The organism is Pseudomonas sp. GR 6-02, from assembly GCF_001655615.1.
Taxonomy (GTDB): domain Bacteria; phylum Pseudomonadota; class Gammaproteobacteria; order Pseudomonadales; family Pseudomonadaceae; genus Aquipseudomonas.
The window spans coordinates 3,716,125-3,738,477 of the sequence record NZ_CP011567.1 but is presented as its reverse complement, the minus strand read 5'-3'; the positions used below and the strand labels follow the sequence as shown (position 1 = coordinate 3,738,477).

Here is a 22,353-nt window from a genome sequence, read left to right as displayed (position 1 = left end):
TTTTTCAGGCAAAGAGCGGAATGCGCCCGTTAAGGGAAGGGCGGTAGTGCCAGGTCAACCGATCCAAAGCCGGTTTCATTATCAGGATCTGAGTCAGCGTCGCGCGGGCAATGCTCAAGGCCAGCACTTGCCCCGGGCATTGATGACGGCCGGCGCCGAAGGTGAAGCTGCGGCGGTTTGGGCGTTCGAGCAGGAATGTATCGGGATCGTCATTGAGCAGCGGATCACGATTGGCCGAGGCCAGCAGCACCAGAATGACGTCGCCGGGGTTCAGGTTCACGCCGTCGATTTCGCAGGGCGCTGCGACGAAGCGGCGGGTGTTCTGTACCGAAGGATCGAAGCGCTGCACTTCGGCGATCAGGTCGTTGGCTTGAGTTGGGTCGATCTGCGGGTTTCGGCTCAACGCCAGTAGCGCATTGCCGATCAGCCCGGCGGTGGCTTCGTAGGTCTGGGAGAACAGGCCGATCAGGTTGGCGATCAAGTTTTCCGGGTCGGTCGAGGTGGCGAAGCGCTGCCGGATACCGGCGAGCAGGGCGCTTCGATTGTTCGGATCAGCCAGAAGCTCGATGAAATATCCCTTCAGCTGTTCTGCCGCAACATGGGCAGCGTCCAGTTGGGCCTGGTCGCTGAGGGGTGACAGGCAGGCGACGAAGTCAGCGGTCAGCTCGCTGATGGCCCGGCCCTGCGCCGGAGAGAATCCCAACAACGCTGCCACCACGCAGACCGGCCCGCGAAACATCGCCGTGTACAACCCATCGGCCCCTGGGGTAATCAATCGAGCGCTGACCAGTGAGTTGACTTCGTTCACATCAATCAGCGTCAGCCCCGACTCAATCGCCGCCCTCGGGCAACGCTGCCGCTCACCCTCGTTCATCCGCATTAACTGACCGAACACTTTGCCGGCCATGCCTTGAGTAATCGCCTTGGGCACCGGCTCATGCGCCGGCCGTACGTGGCAATCCGGATGCGCCAGCACGGCAGCAACCGCTCGGGCGCTGCTGGCCACCCACAGTTTCAGTCCCTGATGAAAAACCAATCCACCCTCGGCACGCAGTTGCGCGTAATAGGGGTAAGGGTCGGCGTGAGTCGCAGCGATGATCGGGTCCATGGGTCGCAGCCTTATCGATGGTTGAAAAGTGTTGCTACTATCTCCAGTCCTAAGGGGCCTTGATTCGTCCGGGAGCGAAATATGAACGCAGAGCAACACGACGTTGGCATCTCTCAAGTGGCCGCAGCGATTGCAGAGCCTGCGCGGACGAAAATCCTCTGCTCGCTGATGGACGGCCATGCCCGCACCAGCACCGAGCTGGCGGCGGTTGCCGAAGTCAGCGCCTCGACCGCCAGCGCACACCTGGCCAAGCTCAAGGAACTGGCGCTGGTGCGTTTGCACGTTCAGGGCCGCCATCGCTATTACAGCCTCGCGGACAAACGCGTGGCCCAGGCACTCGAAGCACTGATGGTGATCGGCCAGAACGCAGCGCCGACGTTCAACCCGCGCACCCCGGACCGCCTGCAATTCGCCCGCACCTGCTACGACCACATGGCCGGCACGTTGGCAGTGGTGCTGCATGACCGGATGATCGACGCGGGGTGGTTGCTGCAAACCGATGAGCAGGCTTATCGATTGAGCGACAGTGGTGAAGCGTTGTTCGAAGGATTGGGCATCGACGTCAAAGACCTCGGCACTTTGCGCCGCCGCTTTGCCTGCCCGTGCCTGGACTGGAGCATGCGTCGGCCGCACCTGGGCGGTGCCTTGGGCGCGGCGTTGCTGCAAACGGCGATCAAACGCCAATGGGTGACGCAGGATCTGGACAGTCGGGCGTTGGCGTTGACGGCAGTGGGGCGAAAGGAACTCGGTCGCCGGTTCACCGTTGAACTGCCGATTCAGGGAGCGACAGCGCCACTCACGTCCACCGGGAACAGGCGCCGCGCGATCGCCAGTCCTGCGACTTAGCGACTGGCCGAGGCCATGAGCACGCCAAAACCGGCGAAGGTCACGCCCGAAACTTTTGCGGTCAGCCAGGAACCTTTCGGGCTCGACAACCAGCCTTTGGCGGCATTGGCGAGCAAGGCATAGCTGCCGTGTACCAGGAACACCAGTACGCCGTAGGAGGCGACCAGCTTGATGAACTGGCTGTAGAAGCGCGCCGAAGTGTCGATGAATTGCGGGAACACCGCCAAAAAGAAAAACACCGCCTTGGGGTTCAGAAGCTGCATCGAAGCCGCTTCAAGGAAGCGATAACCCGGGCTTGAAGGGCGCGTTTCAAGCAGCGTGCTGAAACGATCCGAGCGCCAGCTTTTGTAGCCCAGGTACAACAAATAGGTGGCTCCTGCGTATTTCAATGCGATAAAGGCGTTCGCCGAGGTGCTGAGTATCAGGCCAACACTGGTGGCGCTGATGGCAGCGACCACAAACGCCCCCGACGCAATTCCCAGAATGCCCGGCACGGCCCCCCTCCAACCGTGGCGCACCGCGTTGGACAGGGTCAGGACCACACCAGGCCCCGGGCTCAAAATGGTCAGGGTGGCGAAGAGTACAAAGAGTCCGTAACTGTTCATGGCTTGCTCCGTCAGGTGGCATTGGCTGCGTGCTGGCAGATTGGCGTGGCGAGGAGGGCGTGACAAACGCTTTAATTACAGCGCATAGGTGACTAAATTAGACGCATGAATCCACTACCGCCTCTTAATGCTGTTCGCGCCTTCGCCGTTGCTGCTCGTCATCAGAGCTTCAGCCTGGCGGCCGAAGAGCTGCATGTCAGCCACAGTGCCGTCAGCCGGCATATCAAATTGCTCGAGGAATACCTGGGGGTGCTGCTGTTCGAGCGGCGTATCCGGCAATCGGTGCTGACGCCGGCCGGCCAGCGCTTCTATGAGCAGGTCAGCGCCGGGCTGTCGCAGATCGCCAATGCCGCCACTGTGCTCAAGCAGCATGCCTTGCTGCCTACCGTGAAGATCAATGTGCGTCCGTCCTTCGCCATGCTTTGGCTGACGCCCAGGCTGGCGGATTTCGTTGCGCGGCACCCCGGCATCAAACCGCAGGTGATCACCCAGACCCAGGCACCCGATCAGGCACGCGACGGGTTCGATATCGTCATTCGCCGTGGTCGTGACGATTGGGCACCGGCGATTGAGGCGCGAGCGCTGTTCGAAGACGAACTGTTGCTGGTCGCGGCCCCTGCGCTGATCGAGCGCCTGCCACTTGAAGACCTCACGTCCCTGAGTCGGCATACGTTACTGACCGCCAAGGCACGCCGTGAAGACTGGCACAATTGGGCCATGCACTTTGGTCAAAGCCAGTCAGCCACTCAGGTCACCCGGCAGTTTGATCACATGCACCTGGTGCTTCAGGCCGCAGTGGATGGACAGGGCGTTGCCCTGTGCCCGACCTCTTTGTTGGGCAGCCATATCTCGAGCGGACGCCTGATCTGCCCGTTACCCGAGTTGCGCATGCCGTTGCCGCGTTATTACTACGGTGTTGCGCCGGACGTGACGGCGCACACGCGGATCTTTGTAGAGTGGTTGTTTGCCCGGATCGCTCAGGATGAGCTGAGTTGGCAAACACCTCGTGCCGTGACCGCTACGCTCTGAAATCCCAGACGATCTCCACCACCCGCACCGCCAGCACCAGGTAAACCAGACCCAGGATGATCTGGAACGCCGTGTGATACGGCAACCTGGACAGCCGGCGCAAGCCGTCGCTGACACTGAGCAGCATCAACAGTGCTGATATTGCAATCAACCCCCAGCCGGCAAGGTTTGAGGCGAGCAATCCCATAAACAGTTGATGACCGCCTCGCAACGCGTTGGTGCCCGCCGCGAACAACAGGGCGCACACCAGCAGGTTCTTGATGTTGTCGAACACCTGCGTGGTGAAGTCGGTTTCCAGCAAGGCCAGATACTTTCGCCAGAATTTATCCATGGTTGTGGTGGCACCTGTTGATGGCGGTTGCACGTGGCAAGTCTAGTGGCGTTTTGCACGAAACGCGGGCGAAAAAAAGCCCGGCCTTCAATGTGATGGCCGGGCTTTTGTGTTCAAACGGACTGTGGCGTCAGATCAAACCTTGACGATCCAGCCCGCTGGCGCTTCGATGTCGCCGGTCTGTACACCGGTCAGCTCTTTGTAGAGCTTCTGGGTGACCGGACCGACTTCGGTTTCGCTGTGGAACACGTGCAGCTTGTCGTTGTAGCTGATGCCGCCGATCGGGGTGATCACCGCGGCAGTACCGCATGCACCGGCTTCCTTGAAGTCGGACAGCTTGTCGATGAACACGTCACCTTCAACCACTTCCAGGCCCAGACGGGTCTTGGCCAGTTCGATCAACGACAGACGGGTGATGCCCGGCAACACCGAAGGGGAGTTCGGGGTGACGAACTTGTTGTCGTGGGTGATCCCGAAGAAGTTGGCCGAGCCGACTTCTTCGATTTTGGTGTGGGTCATCGGGTCCAGGTAGATGGCGTCGGCGAAGTGCGCCTTCTTGGCCTGGGAGCCTGGCATCAGGCTGGCGGCGTAGTTGCCACCGACCTTGGCCGCGCCGGTGCCTTGTGGAGCGGCACGGTCGTAGCTGGAGATCTGGAAGTTGTGTGGGGTCAGGCCGCCCTTGAAGTAGGCGCCGACCGGGATGCAGAAGATCGAGAAGATGAACTCGGGTGCGGTACGCACGCCGATGTTGTCACCCACGCCGATCACGAACGGACGCAGGTACAGCGCGCCGCCGGTGCCGTAAGGCGGAATGAAACGCTCGTTGGCGCGGACCACGTCCTTGCACGCTTCGATGAACTGTTCGGTGGACACTTGCGGCATCAGCAGGCGCGCGCAGCTGCGTTGCATGCGGGCGGCGTTCTGGTCCGGGCGGAACAGGTTGATCGAACCGTCCTTGCAACGGTAGGCCTTCAGGCCTTCGAAGCACTGCTGGCCATAGTGAAGGGCAGTCGAGCCTTCGCTGATGTGCAGCACGTTGTCTTCGGTCAGGGTGCCTTTGTCCCACTCGCCATTACGCCAGTGCGACAGATAGCGCTTGTCTGTCTTGATGTAGTCAAAACCCAGCTTGTCCCAATTGATGCTTTCGTTACCCATGACACCCTCTATCACTTAACAACCGTCGAAACGGTTCAAGGCTTCTGACATTTTTCTGGATGGGGACAACAATACTTCATTCCGGGCCTAAATCGCAGCCCGGACTATCGGGTGATTGGCAGATTTCTTAGCCAGCTCATGAAACTTGTCGCCGATCTTTCATCATTCGAAACCCTGTGGCGAGGGAGCTTGCTCCCGTTCCGGTGCGCAGCACTGGTAAAACCGGACAATGCGGTGCATCAGGCAGATCGCAGTGACGCGGTTGGGGCCGCTTCGCAGCCCAGCGGGAGCAAGCTCCCTCGCCACAGTTGAGCGGTTACAGATGCAGGGCATGCCCCAACGCACGCAGCGCCGCTTCCTGCACCGCCTCGCCGAGCGTCGGATGCGCGTGGATGGTGCCGGCGATGTCTTCCAGCCGCGCGCCCATTTCCAGGCTTTGGCCGAACGCCGTCGACAACTCCGAAACACCCACACCCACCGCCTGCCAGCCAACAATCAGATGATTGTCACGCCGCGCCACGACCCGCACGAAGCCACTTTTGGACTCCAGTGTCATCGCCCGGCCATTGGCGGCGAACGGGAAGCTGGACACGATGCAGTCCAGCCCCGCAGCCTTGGCCTCGTCCGGGGTCTTGCCGACCACCACCAGTTCCGGGTCGGTGAAACACACGGCGGCAATGGCGGTCGGGTTGAATTCGCGGTGTTTGCCGCTGATCAGTTCGGCAACCATCTCGCCCTGGGCCATGGCCCGGTGGGCGAGCATCGGTTCGCCGCTGAGGTCGCCGATGGCGTAGACGTTGCGCATGCTGGTCTGGCAACGGTTGTCGATCTTGATCGCCGAACCGTTCATGTCCAGGTTCAAGGTTTCGAGGTTCCAGCCCTGGGTGTTGGGTTTGCGACCGACGGCCACCAGCACCTGATCGGTTGCAAGATTCAGGATGTCGCCGTTCGGGTCGCGAACTCGCAGGGAATTTCTTTGTGAATCAAAGCCTTCAACGCTGTGCTTCAAGTAAAGCTTCACATCGAGTTGTTTGAGTGCTTCGTGCACCGGATGGGTCAGTTCGGCATCGTAGGCCGGCAGAATACGATCCTGCGCCTCGACTACGCTGACCTCGGCGCCGAGCTTGCGATAAGCAATCCCCAGCTCCAGACCGATGTAACCGCCACCGACCACAACCAACCGTTTCGGCACGCTTTTCGGCGCCAGGGCTTCAGTGGAGGAGATGATCGGCCCGCCAATCGGCAGCATCGGCAGGTTGACGCTTGTCGAACCGGTGGCCAGCACCAGGTGCTCGCACTGAATCCGCGTGTCGCCGACCTCAACGGTTTTGCCGTCGATCACTTTCGCCCAGCCGTGGATGACCTGGACCTTGTGCTTCTTTAATAGCGCGGAGACGCCAGTGGTCAGGCGATCAACGATGCCGTCCTTCCACTCGACGCTTTTGCCGATGTCCAGGGTCGGCGCCGATACGCTGATGCCCAGCGCCGAGTATTGGCTGTGGTGCTGTGTCTGATGGAACTGTTCGGCGACGTGGATCAACGCCTTGGACGGAATGCAGCCGATGTTCAGGCAGGTGCCGCCCAACGATTGGCCTTCCACCAGAATGGTCGAAATGCCCAATTGACCGGCACGGATCGCCGTCACATAGCCGCCAGGGCCGCCGCCGATGATTAGCAGCGTAGTATTTAGAGTCTGTTGCATTCCTTACTCCACAAACAGCGTTGCGGGTTGTTCGAGCAAGCCACGAACGGCCTGGATGAATTGCGCCGCGTCCATGCCATCGACCACGCGGTGATCGAAGGAGCTGGAGAGGTTCATCATCTTGCGGATCACGATCTGGCCTTTGATCACCATTGGTCGTTCGACGATTTTGTTCACGCCGACGATCGCCACTTCCGGCAGGTTCAGCACCGGCGTGCTGACGATGCCGCCCAGGGCGCCGAGGCTGGTCAGGGTGATGGTCGAGCCGGACAGCTCATCGCGGCTGGCCTTGCCAGTGCGTGCGGCAGTTGCCAGGCGGGAGATTTCCGCGGCGTTGTCCCACAGGCTGCGGGCTTCGGCGTGACGCACCACCGGCACCATCAAACCGATGTCGGCTTGGGTGGCGACGCCCACATGCACCGCGCCGAGGCGGGTGATGACCTGGGCCTCGTCGTCGTAACGGGCGTTGATCTGCGGGAAGTCGCGCAGGGCCACGACCAGGGCGCGCACCAGGAACGGCAGCAAGGTCAGCTTGCCACGGGTCGCACCGTGTTTTTCGTTCAGGTGCGCACGCAGCTCTTCGACGGCGGTGACGTCGATTTCTTCGACGTAACTGAAGTGGGCGGCACGCTGGGTGGCGTCCTGCATACGCTGGGCGATCTTGCGGCGCATGCCGATCACCGGGATTTGCTGTTCGTCGTTGCGCTGGGCGTAAGCGGCGGTGGCCGTCGATGCGTTCGACTGACCCTGAGCCAGATAAGCCTCGAGGTCTTCGTGCAGAATCCGCCCGGCAGGGCCGCTGCCACGCACCAGGCGCAGTTGAATGCCAAGGTCCAACGCATGCTTGCGCACGGCCGGGGAGGCCAGCGGACGTTCGTCGGCTTCGCGGGCGACCATCGGTCCTTGGCAAGCGGCAGCCGGACGCGGGGCCGCTGCAGCCGGTGTGCTTTCTACGACGGCTTCAACTTTCGGCGCCGCCACAGGTGCTTCTTTAACAACAGCCGCTGGCGCAGTCGATTCCTTAACGTTACCCGCGCCTTCGACTTCAATGCTGATCAGCACGCTGCCGACCGCCATGACTTCGCCCGGCTGTCCGCCCAGTGCAATCACCTTGCCGTTCACCGGCGAGGGGATGTCGACCATCGCCTTGTCGGTCATGACATCGGCCAGCACCTGATCTTCGACGACCATGTCGCCGACCTTGACGTGCCACTGAGACAATTCAACTTCTGCAATGCCTTCGCCAATGTCCGGCATTTTAATAACGTGCGTGCCCATTCAGACCTCCATAACCCGATGCAAAGCCGCGCCCACACGGGACGGACCAGGGAAATACGCCCACTCTTGCGCGTGCGGGTAGGGGGTGTCCCAACCGGTCACGCGCTCGATTGGCGCTTCCAGGTAGTGGAAGCAATGCTCTTGCACCAGCGCGACCAGCTCGGCGCCGAATCCGCAGGTACGGGTCGCTTCGTGAACAACTACACAGCGTCCGGTTTTCTTCACCGACTTGACGATGGTTTCCAGGTCCAGCGGCCACAGGCTGCGCAGGTCGATGACTTCGGCATCGATGCCGGTTTCTTCAGCGGCGACTTGCGACACATAAACCGTGGTGCCGTAGGTCAGGATGGTCACGTCCTTGCCCGGACGGGTGATGGCGGCAACATCCAGCGGCACGGTGTAGTAACCGTCCGGCACTTGCGCGGCCGGGTGCTTCGACCATGGGGTCACCGGGCGCTCGTGGTGACCGTCGAACGGGCCGTTGTACAGGCGTTTTGGCTCGAGGAAGATCACCGGGTCATCGTTTTCGATGGAGGCGATCAGCAGGCCTTTGGCGTCGTAAGGGTTGGATGGCATGACGGTGCGCAAGCCGCAGACCTGGGTGAACATCGCCTCGATGCTCTGGCTGTGAGTCTGGCCGCCATAGATGCCGCCGCCGCAGGGCATGCGCAGGGTCATCGGCGCGGTGAACTCGCCGGCCGAGCGATAACGCAAGCGCGCCGCTTCGGAAATGATCTGGTCCGATGCCGGATACACGTAGTCGGCGAACTGGATCTCGGCCACCGGCCGCAAACCGTAAGCACCCATGCCCACGGCGACGCCGACGATGCCGCTTTCGGAGATTGGCGCATCGAATACGCGGGAGGTGCCGTACTTGGTCTGCAGGCCTTCGGTGCAACGGAACACACCACCGAAGTAGCCGACGTCCTGACCGAACACCACGACGTTGTCGTCACGCTCAAGCATCACATCCATGGCCGAGCGCAGGGCCTGGATCATGGTCATGGTGGTCGTGGTCATGGCGGTTTCCAACTGAATATTATTGTTGTGATCGTTCATGTCAGATCCCCAACTCCTGACGCTGGCGCTTCAAGTGCTCCGGCATCTCTTTGTAGACGTCTTCGAACATGGTCGCGGCGCTCGGAATCTGGCCGCCGGCGAGGGTGCCGTACTGCTCGGCTTCTTTCTGCGCGGCGATCACTTCGGCTTCCAGTTCGGCGCTGACAGCGGCGTGTTCCTCCTCGGACCACTGACCGATTTTGATCAGGTGCTGCTTGAGGCGAGCAATCGGGTCACCCAACGGGAAGTGACTCCAGTCGTCGGCAGGACGGTATTTGGAAGGATCATCGGAGGTCGAGTGCGGGCCGGCGCGGTAGGTGACCCATTCGATCATGGTCGGGCCGAGGTTGCGCCGCGCGCGTTCGGCAGCCCAGGCGGATGCAGCGTAGACCGCGTAGAAATCGTTGCCATCGACCCGCAGGGAGGCGATGCCGCAACCGACGCCGCGTCCGGCAAAGGTGGTGGCTTCACCGCCGGCAATCGCCTGGAATGTCGAGATCGCCCACTGGTTGTTGACCACGTTGAGGATCACCGGCGCACGGTACACGTGGGCGAAGGTGAGGGCGGTGTGGAAGTCCGATTCAGCAGTGGCACCGTCGCCGATCCACGCCGAGGCGATTTTGGTGTCGCCCTTGATCGCCGAGGCCATGCCCCAGCCCACCGCCTGGACGAATTGGGTGGCGAGGTTGCCGGAAATGGTGAAGAAACCGGCTTCCTTGACCGAGTACATGATCGGCAGCTGACGGCCCTTGAGCGGATCGCGCTCGTTGGACAGCAGTTGGCAGATCAGGTCCACCAGCGGCACTTCGCGAGCCATCAGGATGCTTTGCTGACGGTAGGTGGGGAAGCACATGTCGTCGATGTTCAGGGCCAGGGCCTGGGCGCTGCCGATGGCTTCTTCGCCGAGGCTCTGCATGTAGAACGACATTTTTTTCTGGCGCTGGGCGACCACCATGCGGTTGTCGTAGATCCGCGTCTTGAGCATGGCGCGCATGCCTTTACGCAGGATCTCGACGGGTACGCCTTCAGCCCATGGGCCGAGGGCATTGCCCTGGTCGTCGAGCACGCGAATCAGGCCTTTGGCCAGATCAGCTGTATCGGCCGGTTCTACGTCGATTGGGGGTTTGCGCACCGTGCCGGCATCGGTCAGATGCAGGTAGGAGAAGTCGGTTTTGCAGCCGGGACGGCCCGAAGGTTCGGGAACGTGCAGGCGCAGCGGTTCGTACGCTTGGTTCATGGCTTCTACGCTCGATCTTGTGAATTTCTTGTAGTGAGCTGGCAGTCATTCTTCGGTAAAAGAATTCTTGTCCTACAACAATCATAGGCCGGGCCAAGAAGAATATTTCTCTGTGTTTCGTTGCGCTGGAGGTCATTTGAGGATAAAAAATCTGCATAAACATAAAAAACAGGTGTTTTTGTCTCATGCGCAAACTGGACCGTACCGACATCGGCATTCTCAACAGCCTTCAGGAGAACGCGCGCATCACCAACGCCGACCTCGCGCGCTCGGTGAACCTGTCGCCCACGCCGTGCTTCAATCGGGTCAAGGCGATGGAAGAATTAGGGCTGATTCGCGAGCAGGTGACGTTGCTGGATGCCGACTTGCTGGGGCTGCATGTGAATGTGTTCATTCACGTCAGCCTGGAGAAGCAGGTGGAAGAGGCGTTGCAGCATTTCGAAGAGGCGATTTCTGATCGCCCGGAAGTAATGGAGTGCTATCTGATGGCCGGCGACCCGGACTATTTGATCCGTGTGTTGGTGCCGACCATCCAGTCGCTGGAGCGCTTCATGATGGACTTTCTGACCAAGGTGCCGGGAGTGGCGAACATTCGTTCGAGCTTTGCGCTCAAGCAAGTGCGCTACAAGACGGCGTTGCCGTTGCCGGCGAATGGTCTGACCCTGGCCAATTGAAGATCGCAGTTGTAGCGGCCGTAGCAGCTGTCGAGCACCGCGAGGCAGCGTTCGGGGCTAGAGTTGGTTCAGGGGGATTTTCAGGTAGGTCACGCCATTGTCTTCCGCGGGCGGCAAATTCCCTGCCCGCACATTCACCTGAATCGCCGGCAGCAACAGCGTCGGCATGCACAAACCGGCGTCACGCTGGGTGCGCATCGCGACGAAGGAGGCTTCGTCGACGCCGTCGTGAATATGAATGTTGCTTTTGCGCTGCTCGCCAACCGTACTCTGGCATTGCGGGGCGCGGCCCTCGGGCGGGTAATCGTGGCAAACGAAGAGACGCACACTGGCGGGGAAGGCCAGCAGTTTGCGGATCGAGGCGAACATCTGGTTGGCGTTGCCGCCGGGGAAGTCGCAACGCGCGGTGCCGACGTCCGGCATGAACAACGTGTCGCCCACCATAATCACATCGCCGTCGATCAAATAAGCCATGTCCGCCGGGGTATGTCCGGGCACATGCAGGGCCGTGGCCTTGAGGTTGCCAATGCGGAATGACTCGTCCGGTGCGAACAGGTGATCGAACTGCGAACCGTCGACCCTGAATCCCGGTTCAAGATTGAACAGTGTCTTGAACACCCCCTGAACCTTGCTGATCGACTGACCAATCGCAATCTTGCCCCCCAGTTCCCGACGCAGGTACGGCGCGGCCGACAGGTGATCGGCATGGGCATGGGTTTCCAGCAGCCATTGCACCTGCAACTGGTGTTGGCGAACGAAGGCGATGATCCTGTCGGCCTGGACGGTCGAAGTGCGCCCTGCGGCGGCGTTGTAATCGAGCACCGGGTCGACAATCGCGCAGTGCCCGCCATCGTGCTCGTAGATTACGTAGCTGTAGGTCTTGGATGCGGGGTCGAGGAAGGCTTCAATCAAGGCGGGCATGGTGGCTGTTTCTGTTTGGACAAGCCTTGAGGGTAGTTTCATTTTCCCTGCGTTGACCAGCCCCGCATCAATTCAATTAATGAAAAAAACTGTGCGGGCTCTATCCTGTCACTCAATCGATACCGGGCGTCCCCGGCCTTTTTTCGCGGATCATGAGTGTTTTATGTTGTTGGCAAGTTTTTTTGGCCTGGTCATGGGCCTGGTGCTCGGCTTGACCGGAGCCGGTGGCGGTATTCTTGCGGTGCCGGCCCTGGTGCTCGGGCTGGGTTTGACCATGACCCAGGCGGCGCCCGTCGCCTTGTTCGCGGTGGGCAGTGCGGCGGCGATCGGTGCGATCGACGGGTTGCGCCATGGCCTGGTGCGCTATCGCGCGGCGCTGTTGATTGCTTTGCTCGGCGCGGTGTTTTCGCCGGTGGGTATCTACTTTGCTCATCAGTTGCCGGAAAAGATCCTGAAAATCCTGTTCAGTCTGCTGATGGTCTTGGTGGCCTGGCGGATGCTGCGCCCGGAAAAGCTCGACGCCGGTCCGAGCGACCACGGCCACGCCAACTGGGGCCAGAAGAACTGCATGCTCGATCAGCAGACCGGGCGTTTTTCCTGGACCGCCAAATGCACCGCGACCCTTGCCGCGCTCGGCGCGGTCACTGGCGTGGTCTCGGGGTTGCTCGGGGTCGGTGGCGGTTTTCTGATAGTGCCTGCGTTCAAGCAACTGACCGATGTGCAGATGCGCGGGATCGTCGCCACGTCGTTGATGGTGATCAGCCTGATCTCGATCATCGGGGTGATTGGCGCGTTTCACGCCGGGGTGCGGATCGATGGTTTGGGCGTGTCGTTCATTGTCGCCAGCATCGTCGGGATGATCCTCGGCCGAAAACTCTGCGCGCGGGTGCCGGCCCGAGGGTTGCAGATCGGCTTTGCCAGCGTCTGCGTGGTGGTAGCCGTTTACATGCTGTTTAGAGCACTCGCCTAGCGCGCACCGGTTCCTGTGGACGTCTGTGTGGCCCGCAGGCTTACACCCTAAGTTCCGGGCCTGGCCGACGGGCGGTCTTACACCGAATTTGCCGCGCGCTACCGGCCAGCCCAAAGCACCTGACAACCGCCCCCAAGGCAGCGTATGACGCCGCCTGTCCGCTTTCGATAATCGCCTCCGACATCAAGTCCCCGTAGCGGAGCGCGTCATGCACAACAATAAGAATTTCAAGCATCGTTTCTTGCCGGCTTTCATCGTTAGTCTGTCATCCCTGGGCCTGAGCTCGATGGTCCAGGCCGAGATCATGCTGTACGACAAGGACCAGACCACTTTCTCCACCGATGGCTACATCAACGCCTTCTACGTCAATAGCAACGTGGACCGGGCCGGCGATCAGTACGACCGGCGCCAGGCGCGGGTGAAGATGGGTTTTTTGCCTAACTATCTGGGTTTCAACATGGGCAAGCAGGTCGATGACCTCAAGCTCGGCGCCCGGGCCTCGTTCTGGGTGACCATCAATGACAGCGAAACCAACGGCACCAACACCGCCATTGACGTGCGGCAGTTCTACGGCACGGTGGCCAACCCGGAGTGGGGCGAGGTGCTGATCGGCAAGGACTTCGGCCTGTTTGCCCGTTCCAACATCCTGCTCGACGAACTGCTCGCCGGTTACGGTCAGGTCAGCGATACGTTGGGCCTGGTGGACGGCGGGGGGGTGTCGTTCGGCAACATCGGCAGCGGTTATCCGTACCCGTTCCCGACCTCGCAGATTACCTATCGCACCCCGATGATGGACGGCTTGCGGGTGGCGGTGGGGATCATGGACCCGGTCGACACCAACGACAGCAGCGCAACCGGCAAGGCGTACCAGAAGAACCCGCGCACCGAGAGCGAGATCACCTATCAGTTCGACCTCGGCGGGGCGAAGATTTACAGCTGGCTCAACGGCAGCTACCAGACCTCGGACAACACCGATTCCAGCGTCGGGTCCGTCACCTCCAAAGGCGTCGGCTATGGCTTGCAGGCGAAGATGGGCGGGCTGTCGCTGACCGGCTCCGGTTTCCAGGCCAAAGGCATTAACCCGTTCTTCACCAACAATGCCGGTGAACCGACCCTGCGCAATGTCGACAGCAACGGTTACCTGTTGCAGGGCTCCTACAAACTGGGCAAGAACCGACTGGCCTTGTCTTACGGCAAGACCAAGGACGACGGTAACGGCGTGGTCGGCAGCGGCGCCGATTATGAGACTCGCGGCGTTGCGCTGTTCCATGACGTCAACGACAACCTCAAGCTGGTGGCCGAGTACAACCAGTTCGAAATCAACGGCCACGACACCAGCGCCCAGAATGAAAACACCGATACGTTTGCGGTGGGGGCGGTGTTGACCTGGTAGGGGTTTGACTAACCACTCCTTGTGGCGAGGGAGCTTGCTCCCGTTGGGTCGCGCAGCGGCCCCGATCCTGGTCGCGCATCGGCCAGTATTCGGGGGACTGCTTCGCAGTCCAGCGGGAGCAAGCTCCCTCGCCACAATTGCGCTAGTCACCCATTGATCAGGCCACCATTCTCATCCCATCGAACCACCCACCCGCTACCCAAGTAGCATTCGTCGCCGCCCGCAGGCTTCGTACACTCGAGCCTCTTACAGGCGAGGGGCGACGATGCAGCAGGTTCAGAGCGACGGTGTGGTCAGTGCCATGTCCCAGGCCATCGATGCCCAGCAAGCGGCGCAGGATCTGGCGCGACAACTCTTGCACCCGCATTTGGGCTTCGTGCTGTTCTTCTGTTCCGCCGAGTACGACTTGCAGGCGCTGGGGCAGGCGTTGCAGCAGAGCTTCGGCGGCATTCGGCTGGTGGGCTGCACCAGTGCCGGCGAAATCACCCCCCAAGGTTATGGCCGCAGCTGCGTGACCGCGGTGGGCTTCGATCATCGGCACTTTTCCATCTCTACCGAACTGATCGATGAGATGGAGCATTTCAGCCTGATCGATGCCCAGCAAATGGTCGAGCGCCTGGTCAGCGGTTGTCGCAGCAATACCCTGGCGCCGATCAAGGGCAACAGCTTCGCCCTGACCCTGCTCGATGGCTTGTCCAGTCGTGAAGAAATGGTGCTCGCTGCCTTGAGCGCGGCGTTGGGCGATATTCCGCATTTCGGCGGTTCGGCCGGCGACGACAATTACCTGACCCACACTCATGTGTATTTCGGCGGCGAGTTTCACAGCGGCGCGGCGGTGGTGGTGCTGGTCAATACCTGGCTGGACTTTGAAGTCTTCACCACCCACCACATCCTGCCCAGGGCCGAAAAACTGGTGGTCACCGCTGCCGACAGCACTTCGCGCCGGGTATTCGAACTCAACGCCGAACCGGCCGCCGAGGAGTACGCCCGGCATATCGGCGTGCCGGTGGCCGACCTCGATTACCGGACCTTTGCCGCACACCCGTTGGCGGTGCGGATCAACGATCAGTATTACGTGCGGGCGATCCAGCAGGTTCATCCAGACCTGAGCCTGAGTTTCTACTGTGCGGTGGAAAACGGCATCGTCCTCACCGTCATGAAACCCGGCCCCATGCTGCCGAATCTGCAAGGCTTGTTCGAGGGCTTGCGCGAGCGTCTCGGGGACTTGTTGCTGACCATCGGCTGTGACTGTTTTCTCCGGCGCCTGGAACTGGAGGACGCCGGCAGTCTCGAGCAGATCGGCGCGTTTTTGCGGGACCAGCGGGTGATGGGTTTCAACACCTACGGAGAACAGTTCAATGGCATGCACATCAACCAGACCTTCACCGGGGTTGCCATTGCCCGAGGACGCGCCCCTGGACAGCGCTGACCTTCAGGCGCAAATCGCCAGCCTGCGGCACGAGAACCAAAAATTGCAGCGCATCAATGACGCGTTGATCGAACGCATCGAGTCCGGTATCACCCGGGGCAACGACCCGTATGCGGCGTTCCAGCATTCGGTGGTGCTGGCCGAACAGGTGCGTGAGCGCACCGACGCCCTGAACCAGGCCATGGCCGAACTCAAGGCTGGCAACCATTTGCTCAGCGAAGCGCGGCTACGGGCCGAAACCGCCCATCAACACTTGATCGACGCCATTGAAAGCATCTCCGACGCTTTTGTGCTGTTCGATGCCGAGCAGCGGATCGTGCTGTTCAACAGCCGTTTCAAGGCGTTTTGGGGTAACAGCCGGGTACGGATCAACGCGGGCATGCGCCTGAGTGAGGTCAAACGGTTGATGACTTCGACCGGGTTGTTCAGTGAAGAACCCCGGTCGCCTGTCGACGAAAGCCTGCTCTATCGCCTGCACAATGGCCGTTGGCTGCAAGTCAGCGAGCGGCCGACCCAGGAAGGCGGGCGGGTGATCCTGTTCACCGACATTACCGACGTCAAACTCAGCGAAACCCTGCGCCGCGAGCAGGCGGTGGCGCAGAAATCGCACCTATTGCAACGGGCGGTCGACAACCTGTCCCAAGGGGTGGCGATGGTCAACGCCGAGGGCATTCTGGAGTTGTGGAACCGGCGCTTCCTGGAACTCAGTGGCCTGGCCCCGGTGGCGGCTCATCGGCCGTTCGCCGAAGTGATCGCCGACAGCGAATTGAACCTGCTGACCCCGGCCAGTCGCGATGCCAACGGGCGGTACGTGCAGGAATGCGAGCAGCGCCTCTACGATGGCCGGGTCCTGGAAATCCGCACCCATCCGTTGCCCACCGGCGGCTTCGTCAACACCTTCACCGACATCACCGAACGCTATCAGCACGCCGAAGCCCTCAGCGAAAGCGAGCGCTGGATTCGCTTGATCACCGACCATGTGCCGGCGCTGATCGCCTACCTGAATGCCGATCTGGTCTACGAATTCACCAACAAAGTCTATGAAGAATGGTACTGCTGGCCCCGGGGCGTGATGCTCGGGCAGAGCCTGCGCGAAGTGCACAGCGAGCAGCACTATCAGCGCCTCGAGGCCTACGTGGCTCGTGCCCTGGCCGGCGAGAGCGTGACGTTCGAGTTCGCCGAAACCAACATCAACAATCAGGAGCGCTACATGCTGCGCTCCTACGTGCCCAATCGCCTGGCCAGCGGGGAAGTGGTGGGGATCTTCGTGTTGATCCGCGACATCACCGAGCGCCGCCGCACCGCCGAGGCGCTGCATCAGGCCTATCAGAACCTTGAGTTGCGGGTGCGTGAACGCACCACCGAACTGACCACCCTCAATGACCAATTGCTGCGCGAAATCGACGAGCGCCGCCGCGTGGAATCACGCTTGCGCGAGGCCAAGCTCGAGGCCGAGCAGGCCAACCTGTCGAAGACCAAATTTCTCGCCGCCGTCAGCCATGACCTGCTGCAACCGCTCAACGCTGCACGATTGTTTACCAGCGCGTTGCTGGAGCGCCGGGAACCGGTGGCCAACGAGAATCTGGTGCGCAATGTCAGCAATTCCCTGGAAGACGTGGAAAACCTGTTGGGCACACTGGTGGACATTTCCAAACTGGATGCCGGGGTGATCAAGGCCGACATTGCGCCGTTCGCTCTCAGCGAATTGCTGGAAAACCTGGCCGCCGAATACACCCAAGTGGCCCGCAGTGAAGGGCTCGAGCTGCATTTCATCCCGTGTTCGGCGCTGGTGCGCAGTGACATTCAATTGCTCGCGCGGATCCTGCGCAACCTGCTGAGCAACGCAATCCGCTATACCTACAGCGGGCGGGTGGTACTCGGTTGCCGGCGCCATCACCAGCGGCTGACCATCGAAGTCTGGGACAGCGGCATGGGCATTGCCGAGAACCGTCTGGAGGAGATTTTTCAGGAGTTCAAACGCGGTGACGTACAGCGCCCCGATCAGGATCGCGGCTTGGGACTGGGCCTGGCGATCGTCGAGAAAATCGCGCGTATTCTCGGCCACCGGATTCACGTGCGTTCATGGCCGGGCAAGGGCTCGATGTTTTCCGTCGAAGTGCCTTTGAGCGCCACGGCGCCTAAGGCGTTGCCGAGTTTGTTGATGAGTGAACCGATGCTCGAGCGCCTGCGCGGTGCACGGGTGTGGGTGCTGGACAACGACGCGGCGATTTGTGCCGGGATGCGCACCTTGCTCGAAGGTTGGGGCTGCCGGGTGGTCACGGCGCTGTCGGAGGAGGACCTGGCGCGGCAAGTGGATAATTATCACGCCGAAGCCGACCTGTTGATCGCCGACTATCACCTGGATGACGAGCAGAACGGTGTCGACGCCGTGGCCCGCATCAACGCCCGTCGCGCTTCGGCGATCCCGGCGATGATGATCACCGCCAACTACAGCAACGAACTCAAGCAACAGATCCGCGAACTGGGCCACACCCTGATGCACAAACCGGTGCGGCCGATGAAGCTCAAGACGGCGATGAGTCATTTGCTCGGCCCATCCAGATAACACCGAACCTGTGGCGAGGGAGCTTGCTCCCGCTGGGGCGCGAAGCGGCCCTTTACAAACCACCGAGTCGCCTGGATTGACGACTGCTTCGCAGCCGAGCGGGAGCAAGCTCCCTCGCCACAGGTCAGCTTTCAAACCGGGCAGTTACCGCCGCAAATACGACCCGAAATCAATATCCCCGGCACTCAATATCGCCTGCACCCGGTTGTGCACATTGAGTTTGCGCAAGATCGCCGAGACGTGGGCCTTGACCGTGGTTTCGGCGATTTCCAGGGTGTAGGCGATCTGTTTGTTCGACTCGCCCTTGGTCATGCGTTCAAGCACCAGCAGCTGTTTGCGGGTCAGCGCCTGGAGCAGCTCCGGCGGGAAGCTCGGGGTCTCGCTCATGCGCCGGCTGGCACCGCTCTTTTGCGTGCGGATGATGTCCGGCGGCAGGTACACATTGCCATTGAGAATCTGCTGGATGGCTTCGGTCATCTGCGCCCGTGGCGAGGACTTGGTGATGAACCCCACCGCGCCATAGGTGATGGCTTGCAGCACGATCTGCTTGTCCTGTTCGGCCGAGACGATCACCACCGGAATGGTCGGCGCCTCGTTGCGCAGGTTGATCAGGCCATTGAGGCCGTGCATGCCGGGCATGTTCAGGTCGAGCAGGATCAGGTCCAGGTCGTCGTTTTCCTGGGTCAGGGCCAGGGCGCTGTCGAGGTCGGCGGTTTCCATGACCTCGCTGCCGGGGAAACCGTCGCTGATGACGTTATGAATGGCTTCACGAAACAGCGGGTGATCGTCGGCAATCAGAATTTTGTACATGGCCTTTCACCTCATTATTTTTTTTCAGGGTGTGGCAACAACACGCAAATGCTCAAGTCAGGGAAAAGGCTCGGGCTTCGCCTGTGTCACGGGCAGATTCGCCGCTTGCCAGGCATCCAGTCCGTCGCGGTACCAATACAGTGTTTTATAGCCCATGGAAGCAGCGCGTTTTACCGCGTTCCAGCTCAACCAGCAATCGGAGCGGCAGTAAAAGACCAACGGTTGCGTGTGATCGCCAGCGGTCAATGTGTTCAGGTTACGCGCAAAATAGTCTTGCCAGTCGGGCGTCAGATCGCCGTCACCGGTATTGGCCAACCAATGGCTGCCGGGCAGGTTTTCGTGGGGCTGGTCTTCAATGAAGCGGCCTTGCAGCCATTGTCGGCGGTAGACGTCGATCAGCACCGGCGGGGGTGTCTGCTTGAGCAGGTCTTGCAGGGCGGGCGTGTCGATGATGCTCGCGCCCTGGAGCTGAGTCGGGGTCGGGCTGCGGTACAGGCCGATGCGATAACCGTCGGCGGAGAACAGCGCTGTTTCGGCCTGCGCGGTGCCCAGCAACAGGCTCAGCGACAGCGCAGCGAGAGAAGGGCGCAACAGAACACGTCGGGCACGCGGCATAGGGGTCAGTCCTTATAGTTATGAACCCATTACATGCCAGTAGCGATGCGTTGTGAATGCGACGATAGACAGGTAAACCAGTACCAAAGTAGTAATTTTGTCCTGTTTTTTATCGTTCAGAGTAGTCAGCCGGATTTACGCAAGGCCGCATGTTGCGGGTTGAAGGTGAGCACGGCGAGCAGGGCGAACACCAGCGTCAGCCCCGCGCACACCGCCAGCGCCAAGAGGTTGAAGCGTTCGTACAGCGCGAAGCGCACCAGCTCCACCGCATGGGTGAACGGGTTCAAGGCGCACAGCCAATACAGCCACTCGCTGGAATCGCGCATTTTCCACAGCGGATATAGCGCCGACGACAGGAAAAACAGCGGGAAGATCACGAAATTCATCACCCCGGCAAAGTTCTCCAGTTGGCGAATCGCATTGGACAGCAACAGGCCCAGCGCACTGAGCATCAATGCCACCAGCAGCAACGCCGGCAACGCCAGCAACAGGCCCATGGCCGGCGGTTGCACGCCGTACAGCCAGGCAATCGCGAGGAAGGCGTACACCTGCAACAACGAAATCAGCGACGTCGCCAGTAATTTGCTGCACAGCAGAAAGGTCCGGGGCAGGGGGCTGGTCAGCAGCACGCGCATGCTGCCCATCTCCCGGTCATACACCATCGACAACGAACCTTGCATGCCGTTGAACAGCAGGATCATGCAGGCAAGGCCGGGGATGATGTAAACCTCATAGGGAATGTAGGTGTCGTAGGGCTCGATGATGGCGATGCCCAGTGCCGCGCGGAACCCGGCAGCGAACACCAGCAGCCACAGCAACGGCCGCACCAGCGCACTGAGAAACCGCGTGCGCTGCAACACGAAGCGCAGCCATTCGCGCAGCACGATACCGCTGAAACATTGCCAGTAAGCGTTCATCTGCTGACTGCTCCTGAAGGGGTCGAGGTGGTCAGGCGAGCGAAGGCCGAATCGAGGTCGCCGCCATGTTCCAGGCTCAGCGCATCAGCTTGTCCGCTGGCGACCAAACGGCCTTGATGCAGGATCAGCAAGTCGTCGCTGGGTTGCACTTCATCCAGCAAATGAGTGGTCCAGAGCACGCTGATGGTTTGCTCGCGGCACAGGCTGCGGATGTGCTGATTGAGCGCCAGGCGACTGGCCGGGTCGAGGCCGACGCTGGCCTCGTCAAGCAACAACAGGCGTGGTTCGTGCAGCAACGCGCGGGCGATTTCCACCCGCCGGCGGTGGCCGCCATTGAGTTCGCGTACCCGCTCGCGACGGCGCTCGGTCAGGGCCTGACGCGCCAGCTCCGCGTCGACCCGCAGCCCGGTCTGGCGTCGGGACAGACCATGCAGCGCGGCGTGATAACGCAGGTTCTGCTCGACGCTGAGGTCCAGATCCAGCGTGCTTTGCTGAAACACCACTCCCAATTGCTTGAGCGCCGGGCGTGCCGCGTCGCGCAACGAGCATCCGCCGACGCGGATATCACCGCGTTGCAGATCATAGAGGCGGGTGAGCAGGGCGATCAGGGTGGATTTGCCCGCGCCATTGGGCCCAAGCAGCGCCGCAAAACGCCCCGGTGCCAAGCTGAAACTCACTTGGCGCAAGGCCTCGCGCGGGCCGTAGGCGAAACTCAGGTCGCTGACCTCAAGGGCGTTCATGGTGTCACCACCACGCCCCACGGATAGCGCCCGACCTTCACCGATTTGCTGACTTTGAGGGTGTCGACATCGATCACCGACACATCGCCGCTGACGCCGTTGGTGGCCAGTAATTGCCGTTGATCCGGGGTGAACGCCATCTGCCAGACCCGTCGGCCCACCAGCAGGTAATCAACAATCTCGAAGGTCTTGGCGTCGATCACCGCCACATGGTTGGCCGGGCCGAGGGCGACGAAGCCGTACTTGCCGTCGGCGCTGAGCTTGATGCCGACAGGCTGGACTTTGTCCGGGTGCACGCCTTTGATCTGAAAGCTCAGGGTCTTGAGGATCTTGCGGCTGGCGACGTCGAGAATCGTCACCGTGCCGCCGATTTCCGCCGAGGCCCAGAGCTGCGAGCCATCGGGATTGAACTCGACAAAACGCGGTCGCTGATCCACCAGAGTGTTGTCGGCCAGGGTCTGGGTGCCGGTGTCGATCCAGTGCAGCATGTTGGTGGTTTCACTGGTGTTCACCGCCCATTTGCCATCGGGGCTGACGGCCATGCCTTCGGGCTCGACGCCAACGTTGATCTGCCCGAGCACTTTGGAGGTTTCGGTGTCGATCACCGTCACCAGCGCATCGTCCTCGTTGGAGACATACAACCAGCGATTATTGGGATGCAGGGCGAATTGTTCGGGGTCTTTGCCCGAGGGCAGTTCCTTGATGATCTTGCGCGTGGCGACGTCCATCACCTGGACCCGGTCCGAATCACTGGCGCAGATGTACAGCAGCTTGTTGTCGTGGGACAGCAACAGGCCGCGCGGGCGCTGGCCGACGGGCAGGGTGTCGGTGACTTGCAGGGTCTGCATGTCGATCAGGCTCAGGCTGTTGTCCTTTTCGTTGGAGACCCAGGCGGTGCTGGCCGCCGCATGCCCGGCGGCGAGCAGTAGAGCGCATGAAAGCAGGGTGCGGCGCATGGCAGATTCCTT

The 22,353-nt window shown here is 61.0% G+C and carries 21 protein-coding genes; 7 read left to right on the top strand and 14 right to left on the bottom strand.

Features of this window, described 5'->3' with window-relative positions; translation table 11 throughout:
- Positions 1–4 precede the first annotated feature (4 nt).
- Positions 5–1,108 carry a cytochrome P450 gene (locus tag PGR6_RS16330; RefSeq protein ID WP_064618333.1) on the bottom strand — a complete coding sequence of 368 codons (1,104 nt, stop codon included), beginning with the start codon at positions 1,106–1,108 and terminating at the stop codon, positions 5–7.
- Positions 1,109–1,189: 81 nt separating this feature from the next.
- Here PGR6_RS16330 and PGR6_RS16325 point away from each other — a divergent pair, with 81 nt between their 5' ends.
- A complete protein-coding gene (locus PGR6_RS16325; RefSeq protein WP_064618331.1) occupies positions 1,190–1,954 on the top strand; it encodes an ArsR/SmtB family transcription factor in 765 nt (254 codons plus the stop codon).
- On the opposite strand, the gene PGR6_RS16320 is transcribed toward PGR6_RS16325, so the two are convergent.
- The gene (locus tag PGR6_RS16320; protein WP_064618329.1) at positions 1,951–2,559 is read right to left on the bottom strand and encodes a LysE family translocator; all 609 of its coding nucleotides are present in this window, start codon (positions 2,557–2,559) and stop codon (positions 1,951–1,953) included. The genes PGR6_RS16325 and PGR6_RS16320 overlap by 4 nt on opposite strands.
- A gap of 105 nt (positions 2,560–2,664) precedes the next feature.
- Between PGR6_RS16320 and PGR6_RS16315 the strand changes: the two genes are divergently transcribed.
- The gene (locus tag PGR6_RS16315; RefSeq protein ID WP_064618327.1) at positions 2,665–3,588 is read left to right on the top strand and encodes a LysR substrate-binding domain-containing protein; all 924 of its coding nucleotides are present in this window, start codon (positions 2,665–2,667) and stop codon (positions 3,586–3,588) included.
- On the opposite strand, the gene PGR6_RS16310 is transcribed toward PGR6_RS16315, so the two are convergent.
- From PGR6_RS16310 to PGR6_RS16285, 6 genes are all read right to left on the bottom strand, one after another.
- Positions 3,578–3,919 (bottom strand): hypothetical protein, encoded by a 342-nt coding sequence (locus PGR6_RS16310; RefSeq protein WP_018929728.1) that lies wholly within the window; start codon positions 3,917–3,919, stop codon positions 3,578–3,580. The two genes, PGR6_RS16315 and PGR6_RS16310, sit on opposite strands and share 11 nt — an antisense overlap.
- Before the next feature lie 135 nt (positions 3,920–4,054).
- On the bottom strand, positions 4,055–5,074 hold the full coding sequence (locus tag PGR6_RS16305) for a branched-chain amino acid aminotransferase (protein ID WP_018929727.1): 1,020 nt from the start codon (positions 5,072–5,074) through the stop codon (positions 4,055–4,057).
- A gap of 316 nt (positions 5,075–5,390) precedes the next feature.
- Positions 5,391–6,776, bottom strand: coding sequence for a dihydrolipoyl dehydrogenase (gene lpdA / locus PGR6_RS16300; RefSeq protein ID WP_064618326.1), 1,386 nt, complete (start codon positions 6,774–6,776; stop codon positions 5,391–5,393).
- A gap of 3 nt (positions 6,777–6,779) precedes the next feature.
- On the bottom strand, positions 6,780–8,054 hold the full coding sequence (locus tag PGR6_RS16295) for a dihydrolipoamide acetyltransferase family protein (protein ID WP_064618325.1): 1,275 nt from the start codon (positions 8,052–8,054) through the stop codon (positions 6,780–6,782).
- Positions 8,055–9,113: an alpha-ketoacid dehydrogenase subunit beta gene (locus PGR6_RS16290; RefSeq protein ID WP_019648882.1), complete on the bottom strand. Its 1,059-nt coding sequence runs from the start codon at positions 9,111–9,113 to the stop codon at positions 8,055–8,057.
- Position 9,114: 1 nt separating this feature from the next.
- Positions 9,115–10,350, bottom strand: a complete 1,236-nt coding sequence (locus tag PGR6_RS16285; RefSeq protein WP_018929723.1) for a 3-methyl-2-oxobutanoate dehydrogenase (2-methylpropanoyl-transferring) subunit alpha — start codon at positions 10,348–10,350, stop codon at positions 9,115–9,117.
- Positions 10,351–10,535: 185 nt separating this feature from the next.
- Here PGR6_RS16285 and bkdR point away from each other — a divergent pair, with 185 nt between their 5' ends.
- Positions 10,536–11,024, top strand: coding sequence for a Bkd operon transcriptional regulator BkdR (gene bkdR, locus PGR6_RS16280; RefSeq protein WP_017339472.1), 489 nt, complete (start codon positions 10,536–10,538; stop codon positions 11,022–11,024).
- A 57-nt stretch (positions 11,025–11,081) separates the two neighbouring features.
- Here the strand turns inward: bkdR and PGR6_RS16275 are convergent, their stop codons facing one another.
- Complete coding sequence (locus PGR6_RS16275; protein WP_064618323.1) at positions 11,082–11,945, bottom strand: MBL fold metallo-hydrolase; 864 nt, start codon at positions 11,943–11,945, stop codon at positions 11,082–11,084.
- Positions 11,946–12,108: 163 nt separating this feature from the next.
- Between PGR6_RS16275 and PGR6_RS16270 the strand changes: the two genes are divergently transcribed.
- The 4 genes from PGR6_RS16270 to nahK all read left to right on the top strand — a co-directional run bounded on the left by PGR6_RS16270 (position 12,109) and on the right by nahK (position 18,303).
- Positions 12,109–12,915: a sulfite exporter TauE/SafE family protein gene (locus PGR6_RS16270; RefSeq protein ID WP_064618322.1), complete on the top strand. Its 807-nt coding sequence runs from the start codon at positions 12,109–12,111 to the stop codon at positions 12,913–12,915.
- A gap of 208 nt (positions 12,916–13,123) precedes the next feature.
- On the top strand, positions 13,124–14,308 hold the full coding sequence (locus PGR6_RS16265) for a porin (RefSeq protein ID WP_064618320.1): 1,185 nt from the start codon (positions 13,124–13,126) through the stop codon (positions 14,306–14,308).
- Between the two features lie 265 nt (positions 14,309–14,573).
- Positions 14,574–15,737, top strand: a complete 1,164-nt coding sequence (gene nosP, locus PGR6_RS16260; protein ID WP_019648886.1) for a nitric oxide-sensing protein NosP — start codon at positions 14,574–14,576, stop codon at positions 15,735–15,737.
- Entirely contained in the window at positions 15,667–18,303 is a 2,637-nt protein-coding gene (nahK, locus tag PGR6_RS16255; RefSeq protein ID WP_372240827.1) for a hybrid sensor histidine kinase/response regulator NahK/ErcS', read from the top strand. Before nosP ends, nahK begins: the two co-directional genes overlap by 71 nt.
- 144 nt (positions 18,304–18,447) lie before the next feature.
- On the opposite strand, the gene PGR6_RS16250 is transcribed toward nahK, so the two are convergent.
- The 5 genes from PGR6_RS16250 to PGR6_RS16230 all read right to left on the bottom strand — a co-directional run bounded on the left by PGR6_RS16250 (position 18,448) and on the right by PGR6_RS16230 (position 22,341).
- Positions 18,448–19,113, bottom strand: a complete 666-nt coding sequence (locus PGR6_RS16250; RefSeq protein ID WP_064618318.1) for a response regulator transcription factor — start codon at positions 19,111–19,113, stop codon at positions 18,448–18,450.
- A 57-nt stretch (positions 19,114–19,170) separates the two neighbouring features.
- The gene (locus tag PGR6_RS16245; protein ID WP_064618316.1) at positions 19,171–19,728 is read right to left on the bottom strand and encodes a PQQ-dependent catabolism-associated CXXCW motif protein; all 558 of its coding nucleotides are present in this window, start codon (positions 19,726–19,728) and stop codon (positions 19,171–19,173) included.
- A gap of 125 nt (positions 19,729–19,853) precedes the next feature.
- Positions 19,854–20,645 (bottom strand): ABC transporter permease, encoded by a 792-nt coding sequence (locus PGR6_RS16240; RefSeq protein WP_064618314.1) that lies wholly within the window; start codon positions 20,643–20,645, stop codon positions 19,854–19,856.
- A complete protein-coding gene (locus PGR6_RS16235; protein ID WP_064618312.1) occupies positions 20,642–21,385 on the bottom strand; it encodes an ABC transporter ATP-binding protein in 744 nt (247 codons plus the stop codon). The genes PGR6_RS16240 and PGR6_RS16235 overlap by 4 nt, the downstream gene beginning before the upstream one ends.
- Positions 21,382–22,341: a YVTN family beta-propeller repeat protein gene (locus tag PGR6_RS16230; protein WP_018929709.1), complete on the bottom strand. Its 960-nt coding sequence runs from the start codon at positions 22,339–22,341 to the stop codon at positions 21,382–21,384. The genes PGR6_RS16235 and PGR6_RS16230 overlap by 4 nt, the downstream gene beginning before the upstream one ends.
- Positions 22,342–22,353 lie beyond the last annotated feature (12 nt).